We start from the raw sequence: 24075 nt of genomic DNA on the forward strand, positions 1-24075 counted from the left end.
GTGTTCGGGGACAAGCCAGGTCGCCTCGTCCGCGCCGACGACATCGGCCTCGCAGGAGGGGCGATCCGTCTCCACGGGTCCCGACACCTGCCGTGTCCCGGGACCTGGAGTTTTCCTTGAGATCCGTACCCCTGCTTCGTTCCGCCGCCGCGCTGCTGCTCGGCGCGCTCGTCCTCACCGGGTGCGGTGACTCGGACGACTCCAAGGACGGGAAGCCCCAGGGCACACCCGCGGCGGCCGGCGGCTCCACCGGGACGGGTCCCGACGCCAAGGCCTTCCCGGCCACCGTGGACTCCGCCGGCACCAAGGTCACCATCGCGAGCGCGCCGAAGAAGATCGTCTCGCTGACCCCCACCGCCACCGAGATGTTGTTCGCGATCGGTGCCGGCGACCAGGTCACCGCGGTCGACGACCAGTCGAACTTCCCGGCGAGCGCGCCCAAGACCAAGTTGTCCGGCTTCAAGCCGAACATCGAGGCGATCACCAACTACACCCCGGACCTGGTGGTCGCCTCGGACGACATCGACGGCCTGGTCGCGGCACTGAACAAGCTCAGGATCCCGGTCGTGCTGACCCCCGCGGCCAAGACCTTCGACGACTCGTACGCACAGCTCACCACGCTGGGCACGGCCACCGGCCACAGCCGGGAGGCCGGCGAGGTCGCGGCGAGGATGCGGACCGACATAGCGGGCATCGTCGCCGCGACGCCCAAGCCCGCGAGGCAACTGAGCTACTTCCACGAGCTGGACAACACGCTCTACACCTCGACCTCCAAGACCTTCATCGGCCAGGTGTACGCGCAGTTCGGCCTGAAGAACATCGCCGACGACGCGGACAAGGCCGGCACCGGCTACCCGCAGCTCTCCGCCGAGTACCTCGTGCAGGCCAACCCCGACCTGGTCTTCCTCGCCGACACCAAGTGCTGCGGCCAAAACGCCGACGTGGTGGCCAAGCGACCGGGCTGGGAGCAGGTGAACGCCGTGCGCAACGGCGGCGTGGTCGGGCTCGACGACGACATCGCCTCGCGCTGGGGACCGCGCGTGGTGGACCTGGTCCGGGCCGTCTCCGGCGCGGTCACCAAGGCCGGCGCGACGCAGGGCTGACGGCCGGCTCGTGCGGGACCTCCTGCCCACCCGATCCCGACCGGCGGTACTGCCCCTGCTCTGCGCGGGCGTACTGCTGGTCGGCGTCGTCGTACTCGCGCTGACCGTCGGTGCGGCCGATCTGCCCGCGAGCGGGGTGGTGCTCGCGCTGCTGGACAAGCTGCCGTTCGTGAACCTCGACCACGGCCTGTCCCCGGTCCAGTACGCGGTCCTGATGGACCTGCGGCTGCCGCGGGTGCTGGCCGCGGTGACCGTGGGCGGGCTGCTGGCCATCGCCGGCGCCGGCTACCAGGGCGTCTTCCGCAACCCGCTGGCCGACCCGTACCTGCTCGGCGCGGCCTCCGGCGCCGGCCTGGGCGCGACGCTGGTGATCGTGTACGCGGACGGCGACAGCGTGGGCGGCATCCCGGTGGTGCCGCTCGCCTCGTTCGTCGGCGCGATGGGCGGGGTGCTGCTCGCCTACGGACTCGGCGCGAGCGCGGGCCGCTCGGACGGCACCGCGAACCTGGTCCTGGCGGGGGTCGCGGTCGCCCAGTTCCTGGCCGCCGCGCAGACCTACGTGCAGTCGGCCAACACCGACGAACTGCGCCGGATCTACTCGTGGATCTTCGGCCGGCTGTCCGGGGTCGGCTGGGCCGACCTGCGGATGATCCTGCCGTACGCGCTGGTGAGCACCGCCGTGCTGCTCGTCCACGGACGGCTGCTCGACATCATGTCGGTCGGCGACGAGGAGGCCGCGGGCCTGGGCGTACGCGCCGGCCGGGTGCGCCTGGTGGTGCTGCTCGCCGCTTCCCTGGCCACCGCGTCGGCGGTCGCGATCAGCGGCCTGATCGGCTTCGTGGGCATCGTGGTGCCGCACATCGTGCGCCGCTTCGTGGGCGGCAGCTACCGCCGGGTCCTGCCCATGTCGCTGCTGTGCGGCGCGGCCTTCCTGGTGCTCACCGACCTGCTCGCGCGCACCCTCACCGCACCCGGCGAACTGCCGATCGGCGTGGTCACCGCGTTCGTCGGCGCGCCGTTCTTCGTCTTCGTGCTGCGCGGCACCCGCAAGGTGGACGTATGAGCGCCCGGTTGCTGCTGCGCGACACCGGCGTGGACCGCGACCGGGTCCCGGTGCTGCGCGGCGTGCACGCGGACGTCGAGCCGGGCGAGTGGCTCGCGGTGATCGGCCCCAACGGCGCGGGCAAGTCCACGCTGCTCAAGGCGGTCGCGGGCCTGCTGCCCTACCTGGGCTCGATCAGCGTCGCCGGGCGCCCGGTCCGCGAGTTGTCCCGGCGCGAACTCGGCCGCGGCATCGCCTACACCGCGCAGAGCCCGGTGGTGCCGGCGCAGATGCCGGTGCACGAGTACATCCTGCTCGGCCGCACCCCGCACCTGGGCTACCTGGCTCGTCCCGGGCGGCGCGACCGGGCGATCACCGACGAGGTGATCGAGCGTCTGGACCTGGGCCCGTTCGCCGGGCGGGACGTGGGCCGGCTCTCCGGCGGCGAGCGGCAACGGGTGGTGCTGGCGCGGGCGCTCGCCCAGCGGGCGCCGGTGCTGCTCCTGGACGAGCCGACCACCGCACTCGACCTGGGCCATCAGCAGCAGGTGCTGGAGATCGTGGACGGGCTGCGCCGCGACGACGGCCTGACCGTACTCACCACGCTGCACGACCTGGGCGTGGCCGCGCAGTACGCGGATCGGCTGCTGATGCTGGTCGACGGACGGCCGGTGGCGTCGGGGTCGGCCGCCGAGGTGCTCACCCCGGAGTCGATCGCCGAGCACTACCAGGCTCGGGTGTCGGTCGACACCGGTCCGGACGGCCGCCCGCGGGTGCACCCGGTCCGCCCCGGGCACCTGGGCCGGGACACCGCCGAGGAGTCCCCGTGAGCACCCTGCCGCACCCGCGCGAGACGCCGGCCGGCCTGCTCCGCCCGCGAACGGTGTGGCGCGACGAGGACGCCGGCCGCCGCCCGGCGCTGCTGTGGCGGGCCGGCCCCGGTTGGCGCATGGCCTCCTCCGCGCTGCTGGGCGGCGGTATCGGCGAACGCGCGTGGGTCCTCAACCTCCAGGTCCGCCCCGGCTACGACCGCATGGACCCGGTGACCCATCTGGAGGAGGTGGCCGCCCCCTTGGACCTGACCGGTCCGGGCGTGGGTCTGATGACCGCCGCCGACGTCACCGCGTGGACACACGGCGCGGACGAGGGCGTCCAAGCGGCGGTGACCACCGGCATCGGCGTCCCGACCTGGGCCGCCGACCCGGCCCCGGGCCGGCCCGGCACACCCCCGCCCGGCACGATCAACATCCTCGCCGCCATCCCCGCCGCCCTCTCCGACGCGGCCCTGATCAACGCCGTGGCCACCGCCACGGAAGCGAAGGTGCAGGCCCTGCTGGACGCCGGCTACGCCTGCACCGGAACCCCCTCCGACGCGATCTGCGTCGCGTCCCGCACCCCCACCCCCGACACCCCCACCGAACCCTTCGGCGGCCCCCGCTCGCTATGGGGCGCCCGCCTGGCCCGAGCGGTTTACACCGCGGTACTCCACGGCGCCCACACCGACCGCCACCGCAGACACCACAAACCCCACGACGCGCGCACCCCCTCATCACCGACGCCCACCCCCCGGCGCGTCAGCGCCCCCGACCCACCCCCACCCCGGTGATCGACGCGCGAAGCGCGGAGAGCGGCGGAGCCGCAGACCTTTGACTTCGTGACCCGGAGCGAAGCGCAGGGACACGAAGTCACGAGCGAGGCGCCGCTTTTTCTCGGAGGAGCTTGCGGGGGAGAGAAAAAGCGGCGCCTCGCGAGCCGGCGACGAAGTCGCCCAACAAGCAGCACCGCTCCCTCCACGACCCCGGCCCGGCACCCCACACGCACCCCACCCACGACCCCAGGCCCGGCACCCCCGCCCCACGACCCCGGCCCGGCACTCCGCGCCCCACCCACGACACCCGCCCCGACACCCCGCGCCCCCGCACCCCCGCCCCACCCCACCCGCGAGCCGGCGGCAAACCCGCCCATCAGGCAGAGGATGATAGGCAAGGTGAGTTCCAAGCCCGATTTGCGCGCCGCGACCGTCCGCCGGCTCGAGAAGTCCGCCGGCGCGCTGGCCGGAGCCGCCCTGGCGAGGATGGACGAGGCGCTCCCCTGGTACCGGAACATGCCGGCCGACAACCGCTCCTGGATCGGCCTGGTCGCGCAGGCCGGCATCTCCGCGTTCACCGAATGGTTCCGGCATCCGGAGACCCCGCAGAAGGTCAGCGCCGACGTGTTCGGCACCGCGCCGCGCGAACTGACCCGCACCATCACGCTGCCGCACACCGTGGAGTTGATCCGCACCACGATCGAGGTGGTCGAGGCCGAGATCGCCACCCTGGCCGCGCCCGGCTACGAGCAGGCGCTGCGCGAGGCGCTGCTGCTGTACTCCCGGGAGATCGCCTTCGCGACCGCGCAGGTGTACGCGCACGCCGCCGAGACGCGCGGCGCGTGGGACGCCCGACTGGAAGCGCTGGTCGTGCACTCGCTGCTGCGCGGCGAGGCCGACGAGGGCATCCTCTCCCGCGCCTCGGCGCTGGGCTGGGGCTCGCCGGACTCGGTCATGGTCGTGGTGGGCAACGCCCCGGACGCGGACACCCAGGCGGTCGTGGACGGCATCCACCGGGCCGGCCGGCACGCCCGACTGAACGTGCTCACCGGCGTCCAGGGCGAGCGGCTCGTGGTGATCCTGGGCGGTACCGAGGACCCGATCCGGGCCACCCGTTCGCTGATCGGCCAGTTCGGCCCGGGCCCGGTGGTGGTCGGCCCCGAGGTACCGGATCTGCTGGCCGCCGTCCGCTCCGCGCAGGCCGCGATGTCCGGACACCGCGCGTGCGTCGCGTGGCCGGACGCCCCGCGCCCGGTGTCCGCCGACGATCTCCTGCCCGAGCGCGCGCTCGCGGGCGACGAGGAGGCCCGGGACCAGTTGGTGGAGGAGATCTACATACCTCTGCACGCGGCCGGCTCCGCATTGCTGGAGACACTCTCCGTGTACCTGGAGCAGGCGGCGAGTCTCGAAGGGGCCGCCCGGATGCTCTTCGTTCACCCGAATACCGTGCGCTACCGGCTGCGACGTGTCGTGGACGTTACCGGACTCGTACCGACCGAGACGCGTTCCGCGTTCACCCTCCAGGTCTCGCTGATCCTCGGCCGGCTCGCCGCGATCGAGAGCTAGCCCGGACACCTTTTGTAGGAAACCCACAAAGTCGCCATCGGATCTTCGTCCCTGCCGATAAGGGGCTCACACCCCTGGCAGGAGAGAGGCTTGACCTCGTGCTCGTACTCGTCGCTCCCGGACAGGGTGCCCAGACGCCCGGATTCCTCGCCCCTTGGCTCGACCTCGACGGTGTGGCCGATCGGCTGCGCTGGTGGTCCGCCGTCACGGGCCTCGACCTGATCCACTACGGCACCAAGGCCGACGCGGACGAGATCCGGGACACGGCGGTGGCCCAGCCGCTGCTCGTCGCCTCGGGTCTGGTCGCCGCCCTCGCGCTCTTCCCGCACCCCTCCGACGCCTACCGCGTGGTCGGCGCCGCCGCCGGTCACAGCGTCGGCGAGCTGACCGCCGCCGCCGGCACCGGGGTGATCACCGCCGAGTCGGCGATGACCCTCGTCCGCGAGCGCGGCAAGGCCATGGCCGCCGCGGCCGCCGTGACACAGACCGGCATGAGCGCGGTGCTCGGCGGCACCCCGGAGGCGGTGCTCGCCAAGATCGCCGAACACGGCCTGACCCCGGCGAACATGAACGGCGCGGGCCAGATCGTCGCGGCCGGCACCCTGGAGCAGCTCGCCGCGTTCGCCGCCGACCCGCCGGAGCGGGCGAAGGTGCGACCGCTCGCGGTGGCCGGCGCCTTCCACACCGAGCACATGGCCTCCGCGGTGAGCCGGCTCGCCGAGTTGGTCCCGGGCGTGACCGTGCGCGACCCGCGCACGCCGTTCATCTCCAACTCCGACGGCGCCGTGCTGCACGACGGCCGCGACGTGGTCAAGCGGCTGGTCACCCAGGTCTCCAACCCGGTGCGCTGGGACCTGTGCATGGAGACCATGAAGGACCTGGGCGTCACCGGCCTGATCGAGGTGGCCCCGGCCGGCACCCTGACCGGTCTGGCCAAGCGCGCCCTGCCGGACGTGGAGAGGGTCGCGCTCAAGACCCCGGACGACCTGGAGGCGGCCCGCAAGCTGGTCGAGCGGCACGGCAGCCCCAGTACGATCGACGCCTCGCCCACGTGGCGCCTGGTGGTCGCGCCGTTCAAGGGCATCGTCGAGCGCGCCGGCGTCAAGACGGGCGACTCGCTGGCACCCGGCTCCCGCGTCGCCACGGTGCGCTCGCACCGTGACGAGCAGACCATCACCGTCCCGCACGGCGGCACCGTGGTCGAGTGGCTCGTCGAGGACGGCGACCCGGTCGCGCCCGGCATGCCGCTGCTGCGCATCCACCCGCAGAGCTCGCTGTGACGTACGTCGTGACAGTCGCTCCGCACCCGGCCGCGAACCCACCCGGCCTCGAACCCGTACGGGAGGACCACGCGTGACCGCTACCATCACCCCCCGCGCCGGTGCCGCGCACGCGCGCATCCTCGGCGTCGGCGGTTACCGCCCGGCTCGGATCGTGTCCAACTCCGAGCTGGTGGACCGGATCGACTCGTCCGACGAGTGGATCCAGAGCCGGTCCGGGATCAAGACCCGGCGTTGGGCCTCCCCCGAGGAGACCGTCGCCGAGATGTCCATCGCGGCGGCCGGCAAGGCCCTCGCGCACGCCGGTCTGGACGCCTCGCAGGTGGGCTGCGTGATCGTCTCGACGGTCACCCACCTCAAGCAGACCCCGGCCATCGCGACCGAGATCGCGCACCGCCTGGGCGCGGGCGGCGGGCGGGCGGCGGCGTTCGACGTCTCCGCGGCCTGCGCGGGCTTTTGCTACGGCGTCTCCCTGGGCAGCGACATGGTCCGCGGCGGCAGCGCCGAGTACGTCCTGGTGATCGGGGTCGAGCGACTCAGCGACCTGACCAACCTGTCGGACCGCGGCACCGCGTTCATCTTCGGCGACGGCGCGGGCGCCGTCGTGATCGGTCCCTCGGCAACGCCCGGCATCGGTCCGGTCGTGTGGGGTTCGGACGGTTCGCAGTCCGAGGCGATCACCCAGACCGTCGACTGGAACGACCTGCGCGAGGATCGCGAGCAGGAATTCCCCACGCTCAAGATGGAGGGCCAGAAGGTCTTCCGCTGGGCCGTGTGGGAGATGGCCAAGGTCTGCGAGCAGGCCTTGGACGCCGCCGGGGTCAAGGCCGAGGACCTGGACGCGTTCATCCCGCACCAGGCCAACATGCGGATCACCGACGCGATGATCAAGGCGCTGAAGCTGCCCGCCGAAGTGCCGGTCGCCCGCGACATCGCCGAGAACGGCAACACCTCCGCCGCGTCCATCCCGCTCGCGATGGAGCGCATGCTCGAAAGCGGCGAAGCGGTCAGCGGAGGCACCGCCCTGATCATGGGATTCGGGGCCGGCCTCGTCTACGCGGGGCAGGTCATTACGCTTCCGTAGTCCCCCGTCGGTCGCCGCCGACCGGACGAGCAACATCAGCAGTACCCGTCACCGCAGAAGATTCGAATCAAGGAGCAACATGGCTGCCAGCCAGGAGCAGGTCCTCGAGGGCCTCGCCGACATCGTCAACGAGATCGCCGGCGTCCCGCAGGACGAGGTCGAGCTGGACAAGTCCTTCATCGACGACCTGGACGTGGACTCGCTGTCGATGGTCGAGGTCGTCGTGGCGGCCGAGGAGAAGTTCGAGGTCAAGATCCCGGACGACGACGTCAAGGGTCTCAAGACCGTCCGCGACGCGGTGGACTACATCGTCAAGGCCGCCGCCTAGGTCGCAAGCAGCGCCGGCCGTACTCCGGGCCGGACCCGCACCCGCGAGTCCGGCCCGGTCGGTCGCAGCACCACCGGCACCGGCACCCCAGCCGCCGGATCGCCCGAGACAACAGCGTGGGAGTGAGAAGACAGTGAAGTCGACCGAGCGCAACGACGCCGCGCGAACCGTGGTCGTCACCGGTCTGGGCGCGACCACGCCGGTCGGCGGGGATGTCGCGAGCACGTGGTCCGCGCTGCTCGCGGGCACGTCCGGCGCGCGGGCGCTGACCGAGGAATGGGCCGCGCAGTTGTCGGTCACCTTCGCCGCGCGCATCGCGGTCGAGCCGCTGGAGGTCATGCCCAAGGTCGAGGCGCGTCGCCTGGACCGCTCCGGCCAGTTCGCGATGATCGCCGCGCGCGAGGCCTGGCTGGACGCCGGCTACGCGGCGAAGAACACCGCGCCCGAGGACGCCCCGGACGCGCTCGTCGTGGACCCGATCCGCCTCGGTGTGGTCATCGCCTCCGGCATCGGCGGCGTCACCACCCTGCTCGACGCGTGGGACACCTTCAACGACAAGGGCCCGCGTCGCGTGGGCCCGCTCACCGTCCCGATGCTCATGCCCAACAGCCCGGCCGCCAACGTCGGCATCGAGCTGGGCGCGCGAGCGGGTGTGCACACTCCCGTCAGCGCGTGCGCCTCGGGCGCCGAGGCAGTCGCCTACGGCCTGGAGATGATCCGCTCGGGCCGCGCCGACGTGGTGGTCTGCGGCGGTACCGAGGCCGCGATCCACCCGCTGCCGATGGCCGCCTTCGCGAACATGATGGCGATGTCCAAGCGCAACGACGAGCCGCAGCGCGCGTCGCGTCCGTACGACAAGGGCCGCGACGGCTTCGTGATGGGCGAGGGCGCGGGCGTCCTGGTCCTGGAGAGCGCCGAGCACGCGGCGGCCCGCGGGGCCCGCGTGTACGCCGAGGTCGCGGGCGCCGGACTCAGCTCCGACGGCCACCACATCGCCCAGCCCGAGCCGACCGGCCGCGACATCGCCCGCGCGATGGCGCTGGCCCTGGAGGACGGCGGCCTCGCGCCGGAGGAGATCGTGCACGTCAACGCGCACGGCACCTCGACCCCGGCGGGCGACGTCACCGAACTCAGGGCGATCCGCGCCACGTTGGGCGACGCGGCGGCCGACAAGGTCACCGTCACCAGCACCAAGTCGATGACCGGCCACCTGCTCGGCGGCACCGGCGCGGTCGAGTCGGTCGCCACGGTGCTCGCCCTCTACCACCGCACGGCGCCGCCCACGATCAACGTGGACGACCTCGACGACGAGGTGGACCTGGACATCATCCGGGGCGAGCCGCGCACGCTGCCCGACGGCGACATCGCCGCGCTCAACAACTCGTTCGGCTTCGGCGGGCACAACGTCGTCGTCGCCTTCCGCCGGTTCGGGTGACCCCCGGGCTCCTCGCGCTCGTCCGCGACGCGCGCCGCCGGGCGGCACCATGCCCGACACGCGTGACGCGGTGGGCAGGACGGACCGTATACACGTGACCGTGATGGACAACCGACCCGGAGGCAGGGCCGCGTCCGCGCCCGCCGCCAGGCCCACCCGTCCGCACCGCGACGACGACCCGCGCAACCCGAGGCTGCGGTTGCGCAAGCTGGTGGATCCGGGCTCGTACGAGGAGATCTCCGCCTACGAGACCACCTCCGGCACCCTCGCGTGCGTCGGCACGATCAACGGCGCCCGAGTGGTCGCCTACGCCTCGGACCCCACCGTCCAGGGCGGCGCGATGGGCGAAGAGGGCTGCGCCATCGTGGTCGAGGCGTACGAGCGGGCGATGGCCGAGCGGACGCCGATCATCGCGCTGTTCCACTCCGGCGGCGCCCGGCTCCAGGAGGGCGTGGCCAGTCTGCACGCGGTGGGCCGGATCTTCCACGCGATGACCATGGCCTCGGGCCGGATCCCGCAGATCTCGGTCGTGCTCGGCGCGGCCGCCGGCGGCGCGGCCTACGGGCCCGCGCTGACCGACATCGTGATCCTGGCGCCCGAGGGCCGGATCTTCGTCACCGGCCCGGACGTGGTCCGCTCGGTCACCGGCGAGGACGTCGACGCGCTGCGCCTGGGCGGCCCCGAGCCGCACGGCCGACGCAGCGGCGTGGTGCACGTGGTCGCCGATTCCGAGCAGGACGCGATCGACCGGGCCCGCGGCCTGGCCGACCTGCTGGCCAACCAGGGCGAGATCGACCCGACCGGCCCAGGCCGCCGTGAACTGGGCGCGCTGCTGCCCGAGTCGGCCAAGCGGGCCTACGACGTGCACCCGGTGGTCGAGGGCCTGCTGGACGAGCCCGGCCAGGAACTGCACCCCAAGTGGGCGCCGAACATCGTCACCACGCTCGGCCGGCTCGGCGGGCGCACGGTGGGCCTGGTCGCGAACAACCCGCTGCGCCTGGGCGGTTGCCTGGACTCGGCGTCGGCCGAGAAGGCGTCCCGCTTCGTCCGCATGTGCGACGCGTTCGGCGTGCCGCTCGTGGTGGTCGTGGACGTGCCCGGCTACCTGCCCGGCGTGGGCCAGGAGTGGGACGGCGTGGTGCGCCGGGGCGCGAAGCTGTTGCACGCGTTCGGCGAGTGCGTCGTGCCGCGCGTGACGATGGTCACGCGCAAGGCGTACGGCGGCGCGTACATCGCGATGAACTCGCGTTCGCTGGGGGCGACCCGAGTACTGGCCTGGCCGACCGCCGAGGTCGCGGTGATGGGCGCGGTCGCCGCCGTGCGCATCCTGCACCGGCGCCGGCTCGCCGAGGTCCCGGACGAGCTGAAGCCGCAGGTGGAGCTGGAGTTGGCGGCCGAGCACGAGAAGGTCGCCGGCGGTCTGGAGCGCGCGATCGAACTCGGTGTCGTGGACGAGGTGATCGACCCGGACGAGAGCCGGATCGCGATCGCGAAGGCGATCGCCGCCGCGCCGCGGACCCGCGGCGCCCACGGCAACATCCCGTTGTAGGCCCGAAGTCGGAGACGCGTGGGGCCCTTCCGGATGATTCGGAAGGGCCCCACGCGTCGGTATGTCTATACGTATGTCTTCTCCCCGGCTGCTCAGGCCGCCGCCCCGGGGCCGGCGCCCGGGCTCAGACCACCTGGTGCAGCCAGCGCACCGGCGTGCCCTCCCCCGCGTAGCGGAAGGGCTCCAGCTCGTCGTCCCACGGCTTGCCGAGCAGCTTCTCCACTTCGGAGCGCAGGTCGACCTCGCCGCGGGCGGCCCGACCCAGAACCGCGCGCAGCCGGTCCTCGGGGATCAGGATGTCGCCGTGCGCCCCCGTGACGGCGTGGAAGATGCCGAGATCGGGGGTGTTGCTGTAGCGCTCCCCCTCGGCGTTGGCCGAGGGTTCCTCGGTGGCCTCGAAGCGCAACAGGTGCCACCCGCGCAGTGCCGAGGCAAGGCGCGACGCGGTACCGGGCGCGCCCTGCCAGGACAGCTCGGCCCGCAACATGCCGGGCGCCACCGGCTGGCGGACCCAGTCCAGACTCACGCGCACGCCAAGAACGCCCGCTGCGGCCCACTCGACGTGCGGGCACAGCGCACGCGGCGCGGAGTGCACGTACAGAACTCCACGTGTCGTCACCGGGACCTCCAGGCTTCAAGGACGAGGTTCGCCTTCCCCAGCGGCCTCAACCCTTGTCTCGGACTGCCTGTTCGAATCCCGGTCTTCCATTGTGCCCCACAGACCACGGATGTACCACAGGCACCAGTTGCTGTCCGTAATCACATGTGGGCAATTGTCCGATGTGAAGGAACAATTCGTTACTCACCGTCTCGGAATGGTGAGCCACTGCACTCAACGTGCCCGGCCGTCGACAACGCCACTCCCGGCTTTGTCGGCCTTCACACGAAGGAGTGACGTACCGTCGATGGACATCGTCGTGTCGATGCTAGGGGTCGGGAGGGGCGGCGTGGGCGGGAAACGACGAGTAGGGGTGGTCACCGCCACGATGGTGGCGACGCTGTTGGCAGTGTCCTCGTGCAACGACTCGGGTGGTGGCGCGGACGCGGCCCCCGCGGCGGTCGGCGGCAAGCCGCCGGCCGAGCCGAGCGGAAGGCAGACCGGGAAACCCGGCAACCCGACCTCGGCCGAACAGCCCAACACGAAGGCGGTCGTCCCGACACCGGACGCGCCGGCGACCGCGACCACGCCGCCCCGACCGCGCTCGATGGCGGCCCTGGGCGACTCGATCACGCGCGGCTTCGACACGTGCTCACCGCTCCAGGACTGCCCGGAGAAGTCGTGGGCCACCGGCACCTCGGCCGACGTGAACAGTCACGCCAAGCGGCTGGGGCTGCCCGCGGACGCCGTGTTCAACAACGCCGAGACCGGAGCCCGGATGTCGGATCTGGCCGGCCAGGCCCGCAAGGCGGTGCAGGAGCGGGCCGAGTACGTCACGATCCTGATGGGCGCCAACGACGCGTGCCGGCGCTCCGAGGCCGAGATGACCTCGCCGGGCACGTTCGAGAGCCAGTTCCGCGACGCGCTGGACGTGCTGCGCGAGGGCCTGCCGCGCACGCGCGTCCTGGTGGTCAGCGTGCCGGACCTGGGTCGCATGTGGGAGACCGGCCACGACGAGATGATGGCCCGCGCGGTGTGGTCGATGGCGAACGTGTGCCAGTCGATGCTGGAGGACCCGCAATCGGCCAAGCCCGCCGCGCTGGACCGCCGGCAGCGGGTGCGCGATCGGGTGACCGCCTACAACGCCAAGCTGCGCGAGGTGTGTTCGACCTGGTCCAACTGCCGCTACGACGGCGGCGTGGTGAACACCCAGCGGTTCGGCAAGAACGACGTCAGCCACTGGGACTGGTTCCACCCGAGCGTGGCGGGTCAGCGCACGCTGGCCGAGGTCACGTCACGCCAGGGATATACATGGGGATAGCCCGTACGAGTGATTTCCCTCCCGGAATCCCCGGTGAGCCCGCTAAGCTCTCACTCGACTACGGAAAAGAGTCGCTCGACGACACACAGCGACGAAGCCAAGCGGTGAAAGCATACGATCGAGACATACGACGTGGGACACGCGCAGCGAGACGCCGACCTGAACGGGTGGGGCGGGTGGGACTCGAACCCACGGCCAAGGGATTATGAGTCCCCTGCTCTAACCAGCTGAGCTACCGCCCCCGTGCCGTCCGCTGCCGGACAGCCTGACGCAGCATAACCGGTCAGGCGCGACCAACGCTTGGGGGGATCCTCGCGAGCGTTGTCTCATCCTGCCCGAAAGTGTTCGCATCCCATCGCTCGATCGGGTCGGGGCCGCGTGCGCCACATCACGCCGTCGGGTCCGGGCCGCCCATGCCCGCCGGTCGTTTACGACGCGCCGCGCGCGGTCACTCGGGTGATCCCGGTCATCGTTGGATTTCGTGCGAGGAGTGATCCACCATGCGCGCTGTCGCCGTGAACGAGTTCGGAGGCGACCCGAAGGTCGTCGACCTCTCGAAACCCGCCCCCGCCAGGGGTGAGCTGTTGATCGAGGTCGCGGCGGCGGCCGTCAACCCGTTCGACTGGAAGGTCGCGGACGGCATGCTCGCCGAGTCGATGAAGCACTCGTTCCCGCTCGTGCTCGGGGTGGACTTCGCCGGCACGGTCGTGGACGCCGGTTCGGACGCGGTGCGGTTCTCGATCGGCGACAAGGTGTTCGGCTCGGCGCTGCGCGCGCCGGTCGGCGAGGTCGGCGCGTACGCCGAGTTCCTGACCGTGCCCTCGACCGGCCTGATCGCCTCCGCGGCCGATCTGGACCCGGCCCAGGCCGCGACGCTGCCCACCGCCGCCGGCACCGCGCTGGGCCTGCTGGAGGCGGGTGGCGTGCGCGCCGGTCAGACCCTCCTGCTGGTCGGTGCGGCGGGCGGCGTCGGCACCTTCCTGACCCAGCTCGCGGCGGCGCGCGACGTGCGGGTGCTCGCGGTCACCCGGGGCGTCGGCGCGTCGAAGATGGGCGCGCTCGGCGCCGCCCAGACCTACGACGCGACCGGCGGGATCGTCGCGGACAAGGTGCGCTCGGACTATCCCGACGGCGTGGACGCGCTGGTCGACCTGGTCTCCGACGCGGCCGACTTCGCCGCCTACGCCCGGCTGATCCGGGACGGCGGAGTGGCGCTGACCACCCAGTTCGTGGCCGACGCGCGGGAGTTGGCGGGGCGCGGGGTCGAGGCGATCAATCACGGCCAGAAGTCCACCGCGGAGTTGTACGACCGGCTCGCCGACGAACTGCGCGGGCACCGGATCACCGTGCCGATCGAGGCCCGCCTGCCGTTGAGCGACGCTCCCACCGCCATCGCCCGCAGCCGCCTCGGCGGCGCCCGGGGCAAGACGGTGATCATCCCGTAGTCCCGGCGGGGCGCCTCCCTCCGACCTCGCCCGAACGCCGCCCGCACCGCGCCCACGCGCCCGGGCGGCGCTCGGGAGCACCGGCGCCGGGCCGCACCGGCCGGCACCGGGGGTCGGCGCCCGGGTCACGCCACCAGCGGCGCCAGCCGCGAACACAGCGTCGTCACGTGCGCGCGCGCCATCTCCTCGCCCATGCCGCTCAACGACGCGAAGAACCACACCGTCTCGATCGGCGTATCGGCCACGTACGCCCGGATCTCCCGCGCCGCGTCCTCGGGCGTCGCGTGCAGGAAGTGGCCCGGCGCGGCGGAGAGTCCGCGCGCCCGCCACCGGTCCGGGTCGATCGGGCGCGGCGGTGCGGCGTCGGTGCCCTCGACCGCGTACCGGTGGTAGCCGTCCCACTGGTGCGCCAGGTGCCGGGAGACCACCGGCCAGTCCCGCTCGGGGTCCTCGGTGATCCATCCGTTCAGCAGCCCGGCCATCCGGGCACCGGCCGGGTCGTGGCCCCCTTCGCGCAGTCCGTCCAGGTACGGCGCGGCCATCGCCGGATTCGCGGTCAGCAGCGATTCGCCCAGCAGCCCGGCCCTCCGCGCGCCCTGCGGCCCCTGGTAGCCGAGCCAGATCCGCGGCCGGCGCTGGACGGGCCCCGGCGTGACCGTCCCGCTCTCCCACAACCTGCGGATCTCGCGCGCGCTCGCGTCGGTGGCCGAGAACCGGGTCCCGATCAGGTCGGATCGGTCGAACAGGTCGTATTCGGGCTTGCGGTAGCCGGTGCCGATGCCCAGTTCCAGTCGGCCGCCGCTGACCAGGTCCACGATCGCGGCCTCCTCGGCCAGGTGCGCCGGGTGCCGCAGCGGCGCGATCGTGACGCCGGTGCCGATCCGGGCCCGCTTCGTGCGAGCGGCGATCGCGGCGGCCAGGGTGAGCGGCTGGCTGAGGTAGCCGTCGTCGAAGCCGTGGTGCTCGGTGGTCCAGATCGAGTGCACTCCGAGCCGGTCCGCCTCCTCGCACAGCTCCAGCGTGAACGCGTACAGCCGGGACCAGTCCTGCCGCCACTCGACCGGGTTGCGCAGGTCCAGGTAGATGCCGACGTCGACCATGCGACCGCTCCCCACGGGTGGGTGCCGAACGCGCGAACCCGGGGCATCGTCCCGGCCGGGCATCTGACACGGTGATATCTGACTGACCGTCAGCTTACGGAGGCAGCATGTCGGACCCGATCACCACCCGGCTCGATCGCCTGGAGGCGCACGAGCAGATCCGCCAACTCGCCGCCCGCTACGCGCTCGCCCTGGACGGTCGGGACGTGCCGGCGCTGGCCGCGCTGTTCGTGGACGACGTCCGCACGGGTGACGGCGGGGTCGGCCGGGACGCGCTGGCCCGGTGGTTCGACCCGGTGCTGCGCCCGTACGGGATCACCTTTCACCTGATCGGGAACCACGTGATCGACCTGGTGGACCGGGACCACGCCACGGGCGTCGTGTACTGCCGCCCGGAGCACGAGGTGGGCGAGCTGTGGGTGGTGATGCCGATGATCTACCGGGACCGCTACGAACGGCGGGACGGGCGGTGGTACTTCCGCAGCCGCAAGCCGAGCGTCTTCTACGCGGCCGACGTCCTGGAGCACCCGTCGACCGTGCCCGGCCGCTTCCACTTCCCGAACAACCCGATGATCACCGAGGCGGAGCTGCCCCAGGCGTGGGCGTCGTGGCGCGAGTTCTGGTCCCGCACCGGGAGCGAGTAGCACCCCGGCGGGGCAACGCGAAAGCGCCCGCCAGGTGAACCTGGTGGGCGCTCGCGGCGGCTCCCGCAATTGGACTCGAACCAATAACCTGCCGGTTAACAGCCGGCTGCTCTGCCAATTGAGCTATGCGGGATTGCGTCGGACCGTTCGGCGGTCGCTGCGTGGAATACATTAGCGCATTCCCGGGGGTGGCCCGCACCAGGGTTTTTCCGGTAGGACCTCACAGGTTGCCTACGCACCGCGCCCGGGTAGGCGCTGACGTGCACGGGCGGGACACACGACCGCGGAGGACACCATGATCAACAAGCTCACCTTCGTCACCGGCCTCGCCGTCGGCTACGTGCTGGGGGCGAAGGCCGGGCGTGAGCGGTACGAGCAGATCCGGAAGTTGTCCGGCACGGTGGCGGGCAGCCCGCCCGCCCAGAAGGCCGGGCACGCGGCGGCCGAACTCGGCCGCGAGGCCGGCGCCAAGGCCGGCCGGGCGATCGGCGAGCACCTGCCGGAGCGGGTGGGTCGGCACCTGCCGGACCGGTTCGGCCGGCACGGCACGAACGGCACGTCGGTGACGCCGCCGCGCTACGGACAGGGGCTGTAGTACCGAAGCGCCCGACACGGGAAGACACCTGCGGCGCCGCGGCACCCGTGGCGCCCGCGACCGCCGGTCGGACGGGGCCGCGGATCGGGCCCGTCCGGCGCCGGCCGACCATCCGTCGGTCGGCGCCCCGGCCGATCACCCCCTGCGGTGGCGCCCACCCGCGTCCGCGCCCTCGCGCGGCGGCGGCACCGCGCCCGGGTGCAGCCGATCGCGCACCTCGCGGTACTGCGCCCGCACCGCGTCGCCGAGCGCCAGTTCCTCCTCGCCCGGATCCGGGAACGCGCCCACCCCCGAGGGCCACGCCGGGAGCACGCCGAACAGCGCCCACGCGGCCTGCCGGGCCGCGCCCTGGGCCACATAGCGCCCGGCGAGCGCCGCCGCGGGCACCGCGGTCGGCAGCCCGAGCAGCGCCGGCGCGATCGTGGCCACCGCGGCCGAACGCGCGCCCGGGCCGACCAGAATCACCCGGTCCACCGCCACGTCCCGATCGCGCAGCACGTCCAACGCGTCCGAGATGCCGCACAACATCCCCTCCACCGACGCCCGCGCGAGCGACGCCGGCGTCATGCTCTCCCGGCGCAGCCCGGTCAGCGTGCCCGCGGCGTGCGGCAGGTCGGGGATCTGCTCGCCTTCGAGGTAGGGCAGCAGCACCAGGCCGGCGGCGCCCGGGGTGGACTCCAGCGCGACCCGGTCGAACTCCTCGGCGTCCAGTCCCAGTATCGACGCGGTGCCGCGCAGCACCCGGGCCGCGTTGAGGGTGCGCACCAGCGGCAGGTAGCGCCCGGTGGCGTCGGCGTAGGACGCGACCACCCCGGTCGGGTCGGCCACCGACACCGGGTGCGGCGCGAAGGCGGTGCCGGTGGTGCCGATCGCCACCACCACGTCGCCGTCGGACAGCCCCGCGCCCAGCGCCAGGGCCGCCTCGGCGCCGGTGCCGGCGGAGACCAGCACGCCTTCGGGGGTGCGCCCGGCGGCGCCGCCCGGCGGCAGCACGAGCGGCGTGCGCGGGACCCGGCCGATGGCCAGGTGCAGCAGGTCCTCGCGCCACTCGCCGGTGGTGGCGTAGTAACCGGTCGTGGAGGCGTCCGCGCGGTCGGTGACCGGCTCCGGCGGGCAGCCGAGCAGTTGCCAGGTGACCCAGTCGTGCGGAAGCAGGACGGAGGCGATCCGGGTGACCGCGTCCGGTTCGAACCGGGCGAATCGCCGCAGTTGGGCGATCGCCGACGACGAACCGGGCACCGATCCGGTCGCGGCCGTCCACGCCCCCGGCCCGCCCAGCGCGTCCACGAGGTCCGCGGCCGCCCCGGAGGCCCCGAGGTCGTCCCCGGGCAGCGGATGCCCGAGCACCACGCCCTGCGCGTCCAGCGGGACCGCGCCGTGGTTCTGCGCGGCCACCCCGATCGCCGCCACACCGTCGAGGAGGCCGCCCGCCGCGGCCTCGCCGAAGGCCCGCAGCCACGCGCCGGGCGTGGTCGCGGCGCCCTCGGCGTACGCGGCGCGCCCCTGGCGCAGGGGCGTACCGGTCGCGGCGTCGCAGACGAGGATGCGCAACTGGCGCGCTGAGCAGTGCACCCCGGCGACGAGGGTGGGTGTGGGGCTTGTCGGCATGGGCGAATTCTGACAGCAGACGAACCCCGGAACGGTAGGGATCAGTCGAGATAGCCCCGCAGTTGTTCCGAGTAGGACCGTTCGCGGAGTCGGGACAGGGTGCGTGACTCGATCTGGCGTATTCGCTCGCGGGTCACCCCGAAGACCCGGCCGATCTCCTCCAGGGTGTGCGGTTCGCCGTCGGCGAGCCCGTACCGCAGTTGCACCACCTGGCGTTCGCGGTCGCCCAGGGTGGACAGCAGCGCCTCCAGGTGCTCGCGCAGCATCAGGTAGGCGGCGGCCTCGGCCGGGGAGGTCGCGTCGCCGTCCTCGACGATGTCGCCCAGGAGCACCTCGTCCTCGCCGACGGGTGTGTGCAGCGACACCGGCTCCTGGGCCAGCCGCAGGATCTCGGTGACCCGTTCGGCGGTCAGGTCGAGGACCTCGCCGACGTCCTCGGCGGTGGGCTCCTCGCCGCGCTCCTGCAGCAGTCGGCGCTGCACCCGGATGACCCGGTTGATCAACTCGACCACGTGCACCGGGACCCGGATGGTCCGGGCCTGGTCGGCCAGCGCCCGACTCATCGCCTGGCGGATCCACCAGGTCGCGTAGGTGGAGAACTTGTAGCCGCGGGTGTAGTCGAACTTCTCCACCGCCCGGATCAGGCCCAGATTGCCCTCCTGGACCAGGTCGAGCAGGCCCAGGCCGCGGCCGACGTAGCGCTTGGCGATGGAGACCACCAGGCGCAGGTTGGCCTCGATCAGGCGGCGTTTGGCCCGTTCGCCGTCGCGGACCAGGGTGGTCAGCGCGTCGCGGGCGGCGGGGTCGGCGGGCGGGTCGTCGAGCAGGCGTTCCCCGGCGAACAGACCGGCCTCGACCCGACGCGCCAGATCGACCTCGTCCGCGGCGCTCAGCAGCGGCACCCGCCCGATCTCGCGCAGGTACTGGCGCAGCAGGTCGGCGGACGAGCCGCCGGACTCGGCCGGCCGCGGGGTGTCGTCCGACTCGGCGTCGGTGTCCGCTCCCGCGGTCTGCTCGGCCGTGTTCGACACGGCGGGCGCGGTCGGTGCGGGTGCCGCGTCCGGCACGGGTGGCGCGGTTCCTGGGGTGGCGTGCTGGGTGAGGACGGTGGCCGGGCCCGGTTCAGGCTCATCCGTCCGATCCGTGTGGGCGGGGTCGCCGCCGGGCGTTTTCCCCCGTCTGGTGTGCCGATGCACCTTCCCCAGTCTGCTGTACGAGGGGGCCTGTAGCCGAGAGCCAGGCGCGGAAATCTCGCCCGCGCACGGGGCGATCGCGGCGATCGACGTGGTGCGCCCGCCCTGTGGGGCGGTTTCCCGCCGGCGGGCGGCGGGCGGATCAGCCGCCGGGGGCGTACAGCGCCTCGGCGCCTCGGTCGACCAGCGCGCGCTTGTACGTCTCCAGCGTGGTCAGTTCCTGCCAGACCAGCGCGTACGCGTCCGCGTCGCGGACCGGATCGATGCGCAGCAGACGGGACTTGGCGTCCGCGATCCGGCGTTCGGCGGAGAACACCCGCAGTCGGACCAGGTTGCCGTCGGCGTAGGCGCGGTCCGGGTCGGCGGTGCGGTGCAGGCTCTCCACCGCCAGTTCGGTGACCATGTGCCGGATGGTGTCGTCGGGTGCGGCGGCGCGCACCTCGGCGACCCAGTTCGGAGTCGGCGCGAGGTCGCAGCAGACGCCGCCGGCGGTCGCGATCGCGGCCCGGACGGCCGCGTACGACGGCGCGGTGAACTCGTCGGCCTCGTAGTGGTCGAACGCCGGGGCCACCAGCTCGGGAGCCTGGAGCGCGAGCTTGAGCACCTCGCGCTGCACGGCCTGACACATGTCCCGCGGGTCCGGGCGGAAGCCGGCGGGTCGTTGCGGGGCCTGGGCCGGGCGGCCGGACTGCGGGGGCGCCTGGCCCGGGCCCGCGCCGCGTTCGCCGCGCGCGGCGCGCTCGCGCTGCCACCGGTTGATCTGGGCGACCCGGCCGACCACGAACCGCTCGTCCAGGAAGCCGAGCATCGAGTCGAGCCGGACCGCGTAGGTGTGCCGCAGGGCCTGGTCCTTGATGCCCGCGATGACCGGCGCGGCGGCGTCCAGCGCGGCCACGCGACCCTCGGCGGTGGACAGGTCGTGGCCCTCGATCCGGCTCTTGATGGCGAACTCGAAGAGCGGGACGCGCGCGTCGATCAGGCCGAGCACGGCCTCGTCGCCCTTTTCCAGGCGCAGGTCGCACGGATCCAGACCGCCCGGCTCGACCGCGACGAAGGTGCGGGTGACGAACTTCTGGTCCTCCTCGAACGCGCGCAGCGCGGCCTTTTGGCCCGCCGCGTCGCCGTCGAAGGTGAAGATCACCTCGCCGCGGAACTCGCCGGAGTCCATCAGCAGCCGGCGCAGCACCTTGATGTGCTCGTCGCCGAAGGACGTGCCGCACGTGGCGATCGCGGTGGTGGCGCCGGCGAGGTGGCAGGCCATCACGTCGGTGTAGCCCTCGACGATGACCGCCCGGCCGGACTTGGCGATCTCCTTCTTGGCCAGGTCCAGTCCGTAGAGCACCTGGGACTTCTTGTAGATCGGCGTCTCGGGGGTGTTCAGGTATTTGGGGCCGTTGTCGTCGTCGTAGAGCTTGCGCGCGCCGAAGCCGATCACGTCGCCGGTGATGTCGCGGATCGGCCAGATCAGCCGCCCCCGGAAGCGGTCCATCGGACCGTTGCGACCCTCGCTGGCCAGGCCGCCCTCCAGCATCTCCTGCGGGGTGAAGCCCTTGCCGCGCAGGAATCGCACCAGGTTCTCCCAGCCCTTGGGCGCGTAGCCGAGCGAGAAGTGTTCGGCGGCGTCCTGCTCGAAGCCGCGGTCGGCGAGGAAGCGGCGGGCGGTCTCCGCCTCGGGGCCGGCGAGTTGGTCGGCGAACCAGCGCGCGGCGATCTTGTGCGCCTCGACCAGGCGGGTGCGCCGGCCCTGCTGACGGCCGGGGGTGTAGCCGCCCTCCTCGTAGCGCAGCTCGATGCCGTACTGCTGCGCCAGCCGCTCCACGGTCTCCGAGAACGTGGTGTGGTCCAGGCGCATGACGAAGTCGAGCACGTCGCCGCCCTCGCCGCAGCCGAAGCAGTACCAGAGGTTCTTCGCCGGGCTGACCTGGAAGGACGGGGACTTCTCGTCGTGGAAGGGGCACAGCCCCTTGAAGTTTCCTCCGCCCGCGTTGCGGAGTTGCAGGTGTTGTTCGGCGATCTCCGCGATGCGTGCCGTCTCGCGGACCCGCCTGACGTCTTCCTCACGGATACGGCCGGCCACGATCGTCGAGTCTACGGGTCGACCGGACGGGCGTGGGCGGCGACCGGCGTGGTCACCGCGCGCTCAGCGCCGCGTGCAGGGTGATCGCGGCGCGGTCGGTGAGCGAGGCCACCTGGTCGATCACCACGCGCAGCCGGGCCGCGTCGTCGGCGGCCTCGGCCCAGTCCTCGCGCAACGACGCGTCCAGGCTCTCCGGCGCGTCGGCGAACAGCAGTTCGACCAGTTCGGTGAGCACCGCGCGCTGTCGTTCGCGCAGCCGCTCGGCGCCCTCGCGGGCCATCACGTAGCGCGCGGTGACCGCCTTGAGCACGGCGCATTCGAGCCGGATCGCGCGCGGGACGATCAGGTCGGCGGCGTAGCGGGTGACCGGCTCGGTGCCGTACAACTCGCGCGTGGCGTGCTCGGCGGCCAGGCAGAAGCGGCCGATCAGGCCGCTGGTGGCGTTCTTGAGCCGGGCCTGGGCGCGGCGCGAGCCGTCGTAGCCCGCGGGCCAGAAGTCGAGCGCGAGCAGCCGGTCCAGCGCCTCGCCGAGTTCGTCGGCCTCGCAGTCGGGGCGGTAGCGGCGCACGGTGAGGTCGAGCAGCTCGCGCCGCTCGCCCGCGTCGCGCAGCCGGACCAGGTCCAGTCGGTGCGACTGGACCGCGTCCTCGAGGTCGTGCACCGAGTAGGCGACGTCGTCCGACCAGTCCATCACCTGGGCCTCCAGGCAGCGGCGGCTCGGGTCGGCGTCCCCGCGCACCCAGTCGAACACGGCGCGGTCGTCGTCGTAGGCGCCGTAGGAGTGGGTGTCCGAGCGGCGCGGCCAGGGGTACTTGAGCACCGCGTCCAGTCCGGCGCGGGTCAGGTTCAGGCCCACGCTGCGGCCGTCGGGGCCGAACGTCTTGGGTTCGAGCCGGGTGAGCAGGCGCAGGCTCTGCGCGTTGCCCTCGAAGCCGCCGCAGCTCTTGGCCGCCTCGTCCAGCGCGCGCTCGCCGTTGTGCCCGAACGGCGGGTGGCCCAGGTCGTGCGCCAGGCACGCGGTCTCCACCAGGTCGGGATCGCAGCCCAGCGCCTGGCCCAGCTCCCGACCGATCTGGGCGCATTCGAGCGAGTGGGTCAGCCGGGTCCGCGGGCTGTCCTGGCCCGCGGCGGCGGTCTCGCCGGGGACCACCACCTGGGTCTTGCCCGCGAGCCGGCGCAGCGCGGCCGAGTGCAGCACCCGGGCCCGATCGCGTTCGAACGCGGTGCGGCCGGGCCGCTTGTTCGGCTCGGGGACCCATCGGGCCAGGTCCTCGGGTTCGTAGTGACCGCGGATCGATCGATCCGCGGTCACCGGTCGTCCCGCTGGAAGTGCCGCCGTGCCTGCCGAATTGCTGTCCACTTGTCCACATTAAGGAATCGCACCGACATCCGACGACGGCCGGGCCGCGAACAGCGCGCGAAACCTTCATCGCGCGTCGGACAACTTGCCGCGCAGTTGCAGCACCGCCTTGGTGTGGATCTGGCAGGTGCGGCTCTCGGTGACCCCGAGCACCTGGCCGATCTGGGACAGGGTCAGGCCCTCGAAGTAGTAGAGCGTCACCACGGTCTTCTCCCGTTCCGGCAGCGCGTTGACCGCCCGGGCGAGCAGGTGCCGCATCTCGCGGCTCTCGGCCACCTCGACCGGGTCGTCGGCGGTGGTGTCCTCCAGCGTGTCCACCAGGCTGAGCCGGTCGCCGCCGTCCTGGCCGGTGTGCAGGAGTTCGTCCAGGGCCATCACGTTGATCAGCGAGAGCTGGCTGAAGATCGCGTGCAGGTCCTCCAGCGCGATGCCCATCTCGCGGGCGACCTCGACCTCCGAGGGCGTGCGGTTGAGCTTGGCCTCCAGGCCCGCGTAGGCCAGTTCGACCGCGCGGGCCTTTTGTCGCACGGACCGGGGGATCCAGTCCAGCGCGCGCAGTTCGTCGATGATCGCGCCCCGGATGCGGCTGATCGCGTAGGTCTCGAACTTGATCGCGCGGTCGAGGTCGAACTTCTCGATCGCGTCGATCAGGCCGAACATCCCGTACGAGACGAAGTCGGCCTGGTCCACGTTGGCCGGAAGTCCGACGCCGACCCGCCCGGCGACGTACTTCACGAGCGGCGAGTAATTCAGGATGAGGCGTTCCCGCAGGGTGGGATCCCCCGAGCGCTTGAAGTCGCTCCAGAGGTTCTCGAGCGCGCGGTTGGAAGCGCCACCGTCCTCGACGGTGACGGCCGGTCCGTCCTCGGAGCCGGCCGCGGTGGCGCTCTTACGCCCTGGGGTTTGCTTGGGCATGCGTGGCCTTGTGTCGTTCCACGGAGACGTGCGTGCAAATCTGGGTATTCGCGAGCGTAGCGTGACCTGGCGAGTGCCGAGCGCTACGAAGATCGGGTGCGGCCCCGATCGGCCGGCTCGCGGTGCTGCGGCAGAGGCCGCGCGAATCGCGGCACGCGATCTCGGGCGGGTTCGCGGGAGCGGCCGCCGGGCGCCTTCGCGGCTCCGGGTGGGGCGCGCGCGGCCCGGGGGCGATCCGCCCGGC

The 24075-nt window shown here is 72.7% G+C and carries 21 protein-coding genes and 2 tRNA genes; 14 read left to right on the top strand and 9 right to left on the bottom strand.

Annotation, left to right across the window (positions count from 1 at the left end; translation table 11 throughout):
- Window positions 1-116 precede the first annotated feature (116 nt).
- The 10 genes from ACWCPW_RS29925 (at window position 117) to ACWCPW_RS29970 (ending at window position 10975) form a co-directional block, all read left to right on the top strand.
- Window positions 117-1103, top strand: a complete 987-nt coding sequence (locus ACWCPW_RS29925; protein WP_449764690.1) for an ABC transporter substrate-binding protein — start codon at window positions 117-119, stop codon at window positions 1101-1103.
- A gap of 10 nt (window positions 1104-1113) precedes the next feature.
- Window positions 1114-2166 carry a FecCD family ABC transporter permease gene (locus ACWCPW_RS29930; RefSeq protein WP_449764691.1) on the top strand — a complete coding sequence of 351 codons (1053 nt, stop codon included), beginning with the start codon at window positions 1114-1116 and terminating at the stop codon, window positions 2164-2166.
- Window positions 2163-2975: an ABC transporter ATP-binding protein gene (locus tag ACWCPW_RS29935; RefSeq protein ID WP_449764692.1), complete on the top strand. Its 813-nt coding sequence runs from the start codon at window positions 2163-2165 to the stop codon at window positions 2973-2975. Before ACWCPW_RS29930 ends, ACWCPW_RS29935 begins: the two co-directional genes overlap by 4 nt.
- A complete protein-coding gene (locus ACWCPW_RS29940) occupies window positions 2972-3751 on the top strand; it encodes an adenosylcobinamide amidohydrolase (protein ID WP_449764693.1) in 780 nt (259 codons plus the stop codon). The genes ACWCPW_RS29935 and ACWCPW_RS29940 overlap by 4 nt, the downstream gene beginning before the upstream one ends.
- A gap of 369 nt (window positions 3752-4120) precedes the next feature.
- Window positions 4121-5299 (top strand): PucR family transcriptional regulator, encoded by a 1179-nt coding sequence (locus ACWCPW_RS29945; RefSeq protein WP_449764694.1) that lies wholly within the window; start codon window positions 4121-4123, stop codon window positions 5297-5299.
- A 98-nt stretch (window positions 5300-5397) separates the two neighbouring features.
- A complete protein-coding gene (locus ACWCPW_RS29950; protein ID WP_449764695.1) occupies window positions 5398-6579 on the top strand; it encodes an acyltransferase domain-containing protein in 1182 nt (393 codons plus the stop codon).
- Window positions 6580-6652: 73 nt separating this feature from the next.
- Entirely contained in the window at window positions 6653-7663 is a 1011-nt protein-coding gene (locus ACWCPW_RS29955) for a beta-ketoacyl-ACP synthase III (RefSeq protein WP_449764696.1), read from the top strand.
- A 79-nt stretch (window positions 7664-7742) separates the two neighbouring features.
- The gene (locus tag ACWCPW_RS29960; protein ID WP_395872719.1) at window positions 7743-7991 is read left to right on the top strand and encodes an acyl carrier protein; all 249 of its coding nucleotides are present in this window, start codon (window positions 7743-7745) and stop codon (window positions 7989-7991) included.
- A gap of 133 nt (window positions 7992-8124) precedes the next feature.
- A complete protein-coding gene (fabF, locus tag ACWCPW_RS29965) occupies window positions 8125-9426 on the top strand; it encodes a beta-ketoacyl-ACP synthase II (protein ID WP_449764697.1) in 1302 nt (433 codons plus the stop codon).
- A 103-nt stretch (window positions 9427-9529) separates the two neighbouring features.
- Window positions 9530-10975 (top strand): acyl-CoA carboxylase subunit beta, encoded by a 1446-nt coding sequence (locus tag ACWCPW_RS29970; protein WP_449764788.1) that lies wholly within the window; start codon window positions 9530-9532, stop codon window positions 10973-10975.
- Window positions 10976-11099: 124 nt separating this feature from the next.
- On the opposite strand, the gene ACWCPW_RS29975 is transcribed toward ACWCPW_RS29970, so the two are convergent.
- Entirely contained in the window at window positions 11100-11594 is a 495-nt protein-coding gene (locus tag ACWCPW_RS29975) for a DUF3145 domain-containing protein (RefSeq protein WP_026218798.1), read from the bottom strand.
- A 352-nt stretch (window positions 11595-11946) separates the two neighbouring features.
- On the opposite strand from ACWCPW_RS29975, the gene ACWCPW_RS29980 reads away from it, so the two are divergent.
- A complete protein-coding gene (locus ACWCPW_RS29980) occupies window positions 11947-12894 on the top strand; it encodes an SGNH/GDSL hydrolase family protein (RefSeq protein WP_449764698.1) in 948 nt (315 codons plus the stop codon).
- A 168-nt stretch (window positions 12895-13062) separates the two neighbouring features.
- On the opposite strand, the gene ACWCPW_RS29985 is transcribed toward ACWCPW_RS29980, so the two are convergent.
- Window positions 13063-13136: transfer RNA gene (locus tag ACWCPW_RS29985), tRNA-Ile, on the bottom strand.
- Between the two features lie 258 nt (window positions 13137-13394).
- On the opposite strand from ACWCPW_RS29985, the gene ACWCPW_RS29990 reads away from it, so the two are divergent.
- Window positions 13395-14339 carry an NADP-dependent oxidoreductase gene (locus ACWCPW_RS29990; protein WP_449764699.1) on the top strand — a complete coding sequence of 315 codons (945 nt, stop codon included), beginning with the start codon at window positions 13395-13397 and terminating at the stop codon, window positions 14337-14339.
- 125 nt (window positions 14340-14464) lie between these two features.
- Here ACWCPW_RS29990 and ACWCPW_RS29995 read toward each other — a convergent pair whose 3' ends face one another.
- Window positions 14465-15439: an LLM class flavin-dependent oxidoreductase gene (locus ACWCPW_RS29995; protein WP_449764700.1), complete on the bottom strand. Its 975-nt coding sequence runs from the start codon at window positions 15437-15439 to the stop codon at window positions 14465-14467.
- A gap of 107 nt (window positions 15440-15546) precedes the next feature.
- On the opposite strand from ACWCPW_RS29995, the gene ACWCPW_RS30000 reads away from it, so the two are divergent.
- Window positions 15547-16083, top strand: a complete 537-nt coding sequence (locus tag ACWCPW_RS30000; protein WP_449764701.1) for a nuclear transport factor 2 family protein — start codon at window positions 15547-15549, stop codon at window positions 16081-16083.
- 60 nt (window positions 16084-16143) lie between these two features.
- Here ACWCPW_RS30000 and ACWCPW_RS30005 read toward each other — a convergent pair.
- A tRNA-Asn gene (locus ACWCPW_RS30005) sits at window positions 16144-16216 on the bottom strand.
- 162 nt (window positions 16217-16378) lie between these two features.
- Here ACWCPW_RS30005 and ACWCPW_RS30010 point away from each other — a divergent pair.
- Window positions 16379-16678 carry a YtxH domain-containing protein gene (locus ACWCPW_RS30010; protein ID WP_449764702.1) on the top strand — a complete coding sequence of 100 codons (300 nt, stop codon included), beginning with the start codon at window positions 16379-16381 and terminating at the stop codon, window positions 16676-16678.
- A gap of 135 nt (window positions 16679-16813) precedes the next feature.
- On the opposite strand, the gene ACWCPW_RS30015 is transcribed toward ACWCPW_RS30010, so the two are convergent.
- The 5 genes from ACWCPW_RS30015 to whiG form a co-directional block, all read right to left on the bottom strand.
- On the bottom strand, window positions 16814-18286 hold the full coding sequence (locus ACWCPW_RS30015) for an FGGY-family carbohydrate kinase (protein ID WP_449764703.1): 1473 nt from the start codon (window positions 18284-18286) through the stop codon (window positions 16814-16816).
- 41 nt (window positions 18287-18327) lie between these two features.
- A complete protein-coding gene (locus tag ACWCPW_RS30020; protein ID WP_449764704.1) occupies window positions 18328-19482 on the bottom strand; it encodes an RNA polymerase sigma factor in 1155 nt (384 codons plus the stop codon).
- A 139-nt stretch (window positions 19483-19621) separates the two neighbouring features.
- The gene (gene dnaG / locus ACWCPW_RS30025; protein ID WP_449764705.1) at window positions 19622-21556 is read right to left on the bottom strand and encodes a DNA primase; all 1935 of its coding nucleotides are present in this window, start codon (window positions 21554-21556) and stop codon (window positions 19622-19624) included.
- 52 nt (window positions 21557-21608) lie between these two features.
- Window positions 21609-22868, bottom strand: a complete 1260-nt coding sequence (locus ACWCPW_RS30030; RefSeq protein ID WP_449764706.1) for a deoxyguanosinetriphosphate triphosphohydrolase — start codon at window positions 22866-22868, stop codon at window positions 21609-21611.
- Window positions 22869-22982: 114 nt separating this feature from the next.
- Window positions 22983-23831, bottom strand: coding sequence for an RNA polymerase sigma factor WhiG (whiG, locus tag ACWCPW_RS30035; protein ID WP_449764707.1), 849 nt, complete (start codon window positions 23829-23831; stop codon window positions 22983-22985).
- Window positions 23832-24075: the final 244 nt, after the last annotated feature.

Source organism: Embleya sp. NPDC001921 (assembly GCF_053594475.1).

What these genes read in the sequence shown, in the direction of transcription:
- ACWCPW_RS29935 (WP_449764692.1), top strand. Translation starts at nt 2,163, where the DNA reads ATGAGCGCCCGGTTGCTGCTGCGCGACACCGGCGTGGACCGCGACCGG.
- ACWCPW_RS29945 (WP_449764694.1), top strand. Translation starts at nt 4,121, where the DNA reads ATGATAGGCAAGGTGAGTTCCAAGCCCGATTTGCGCGCCGCGACCGTC.
- ACWCPW_RS29960 (WP_395872719.1), top strand. Translation starts at nt 7,743, where the DNA reads ATGGCTGCCAGCCAGGAGCAGGTCCTCGAGGGCCTCGCCGACATCGTC.
- ACWCPW_RS29970 (WP_449764788.1), top strand. Translation starts at nt 9,530, where the DNA reads ATGGACAACCGACCCGGAGGCAGGGCCGCGTCCGCGCCCGCCGCCAGG.
- ACWCPW_RS29990 (WP_449764699.1), top strand. Translation starts at nt 13,395, where the DNA reads ATGCGCGCTGTCGCCGTGAACGAGTTCGGAGGCGACCCGAAGGTCGTC.
- ACWCPW_RS29995 (WP_449764700.1), bottom strand. Translation starts at nt 15,439, where the DNA reads ATGGTCGACGTCGGCATCTACCTGGACCTGCGCAACCCGGTCGAGTGG.
- ACWCPW_RS30000 (WP_449764701.1), top strand. Translation starts at nt 15,547, where the DNA reads ATGTCGGACCCGATCACCACCCGGCTCGATCGCCTGGAGGCGCACGAG.
- ACWCPW_RS30010 (WP_449764702.1), top strand. Translation starts at nt 16,379, where the DNA reads ATGATCAACAAGCTCACCTTCGTCACCGGCCTCGCCGTCGGCTACGTG.
- ACWCPW_RS30015 (WP_449764703.1), bottom strand. Translation starts at nt 18,286, where the DNA reads ATGCCGACAAGCCCCACACCCACCCTCGTCGCCGGGGTGCACTGCTCA.
- whiG (WP_449764707.1), bottom strand. Translation starts at nt 23,831, where the DNA reads ATGCCCAAGCAAACCCCAGGGCGTAAGAGCGCCACCGCGGCCGGCTCC.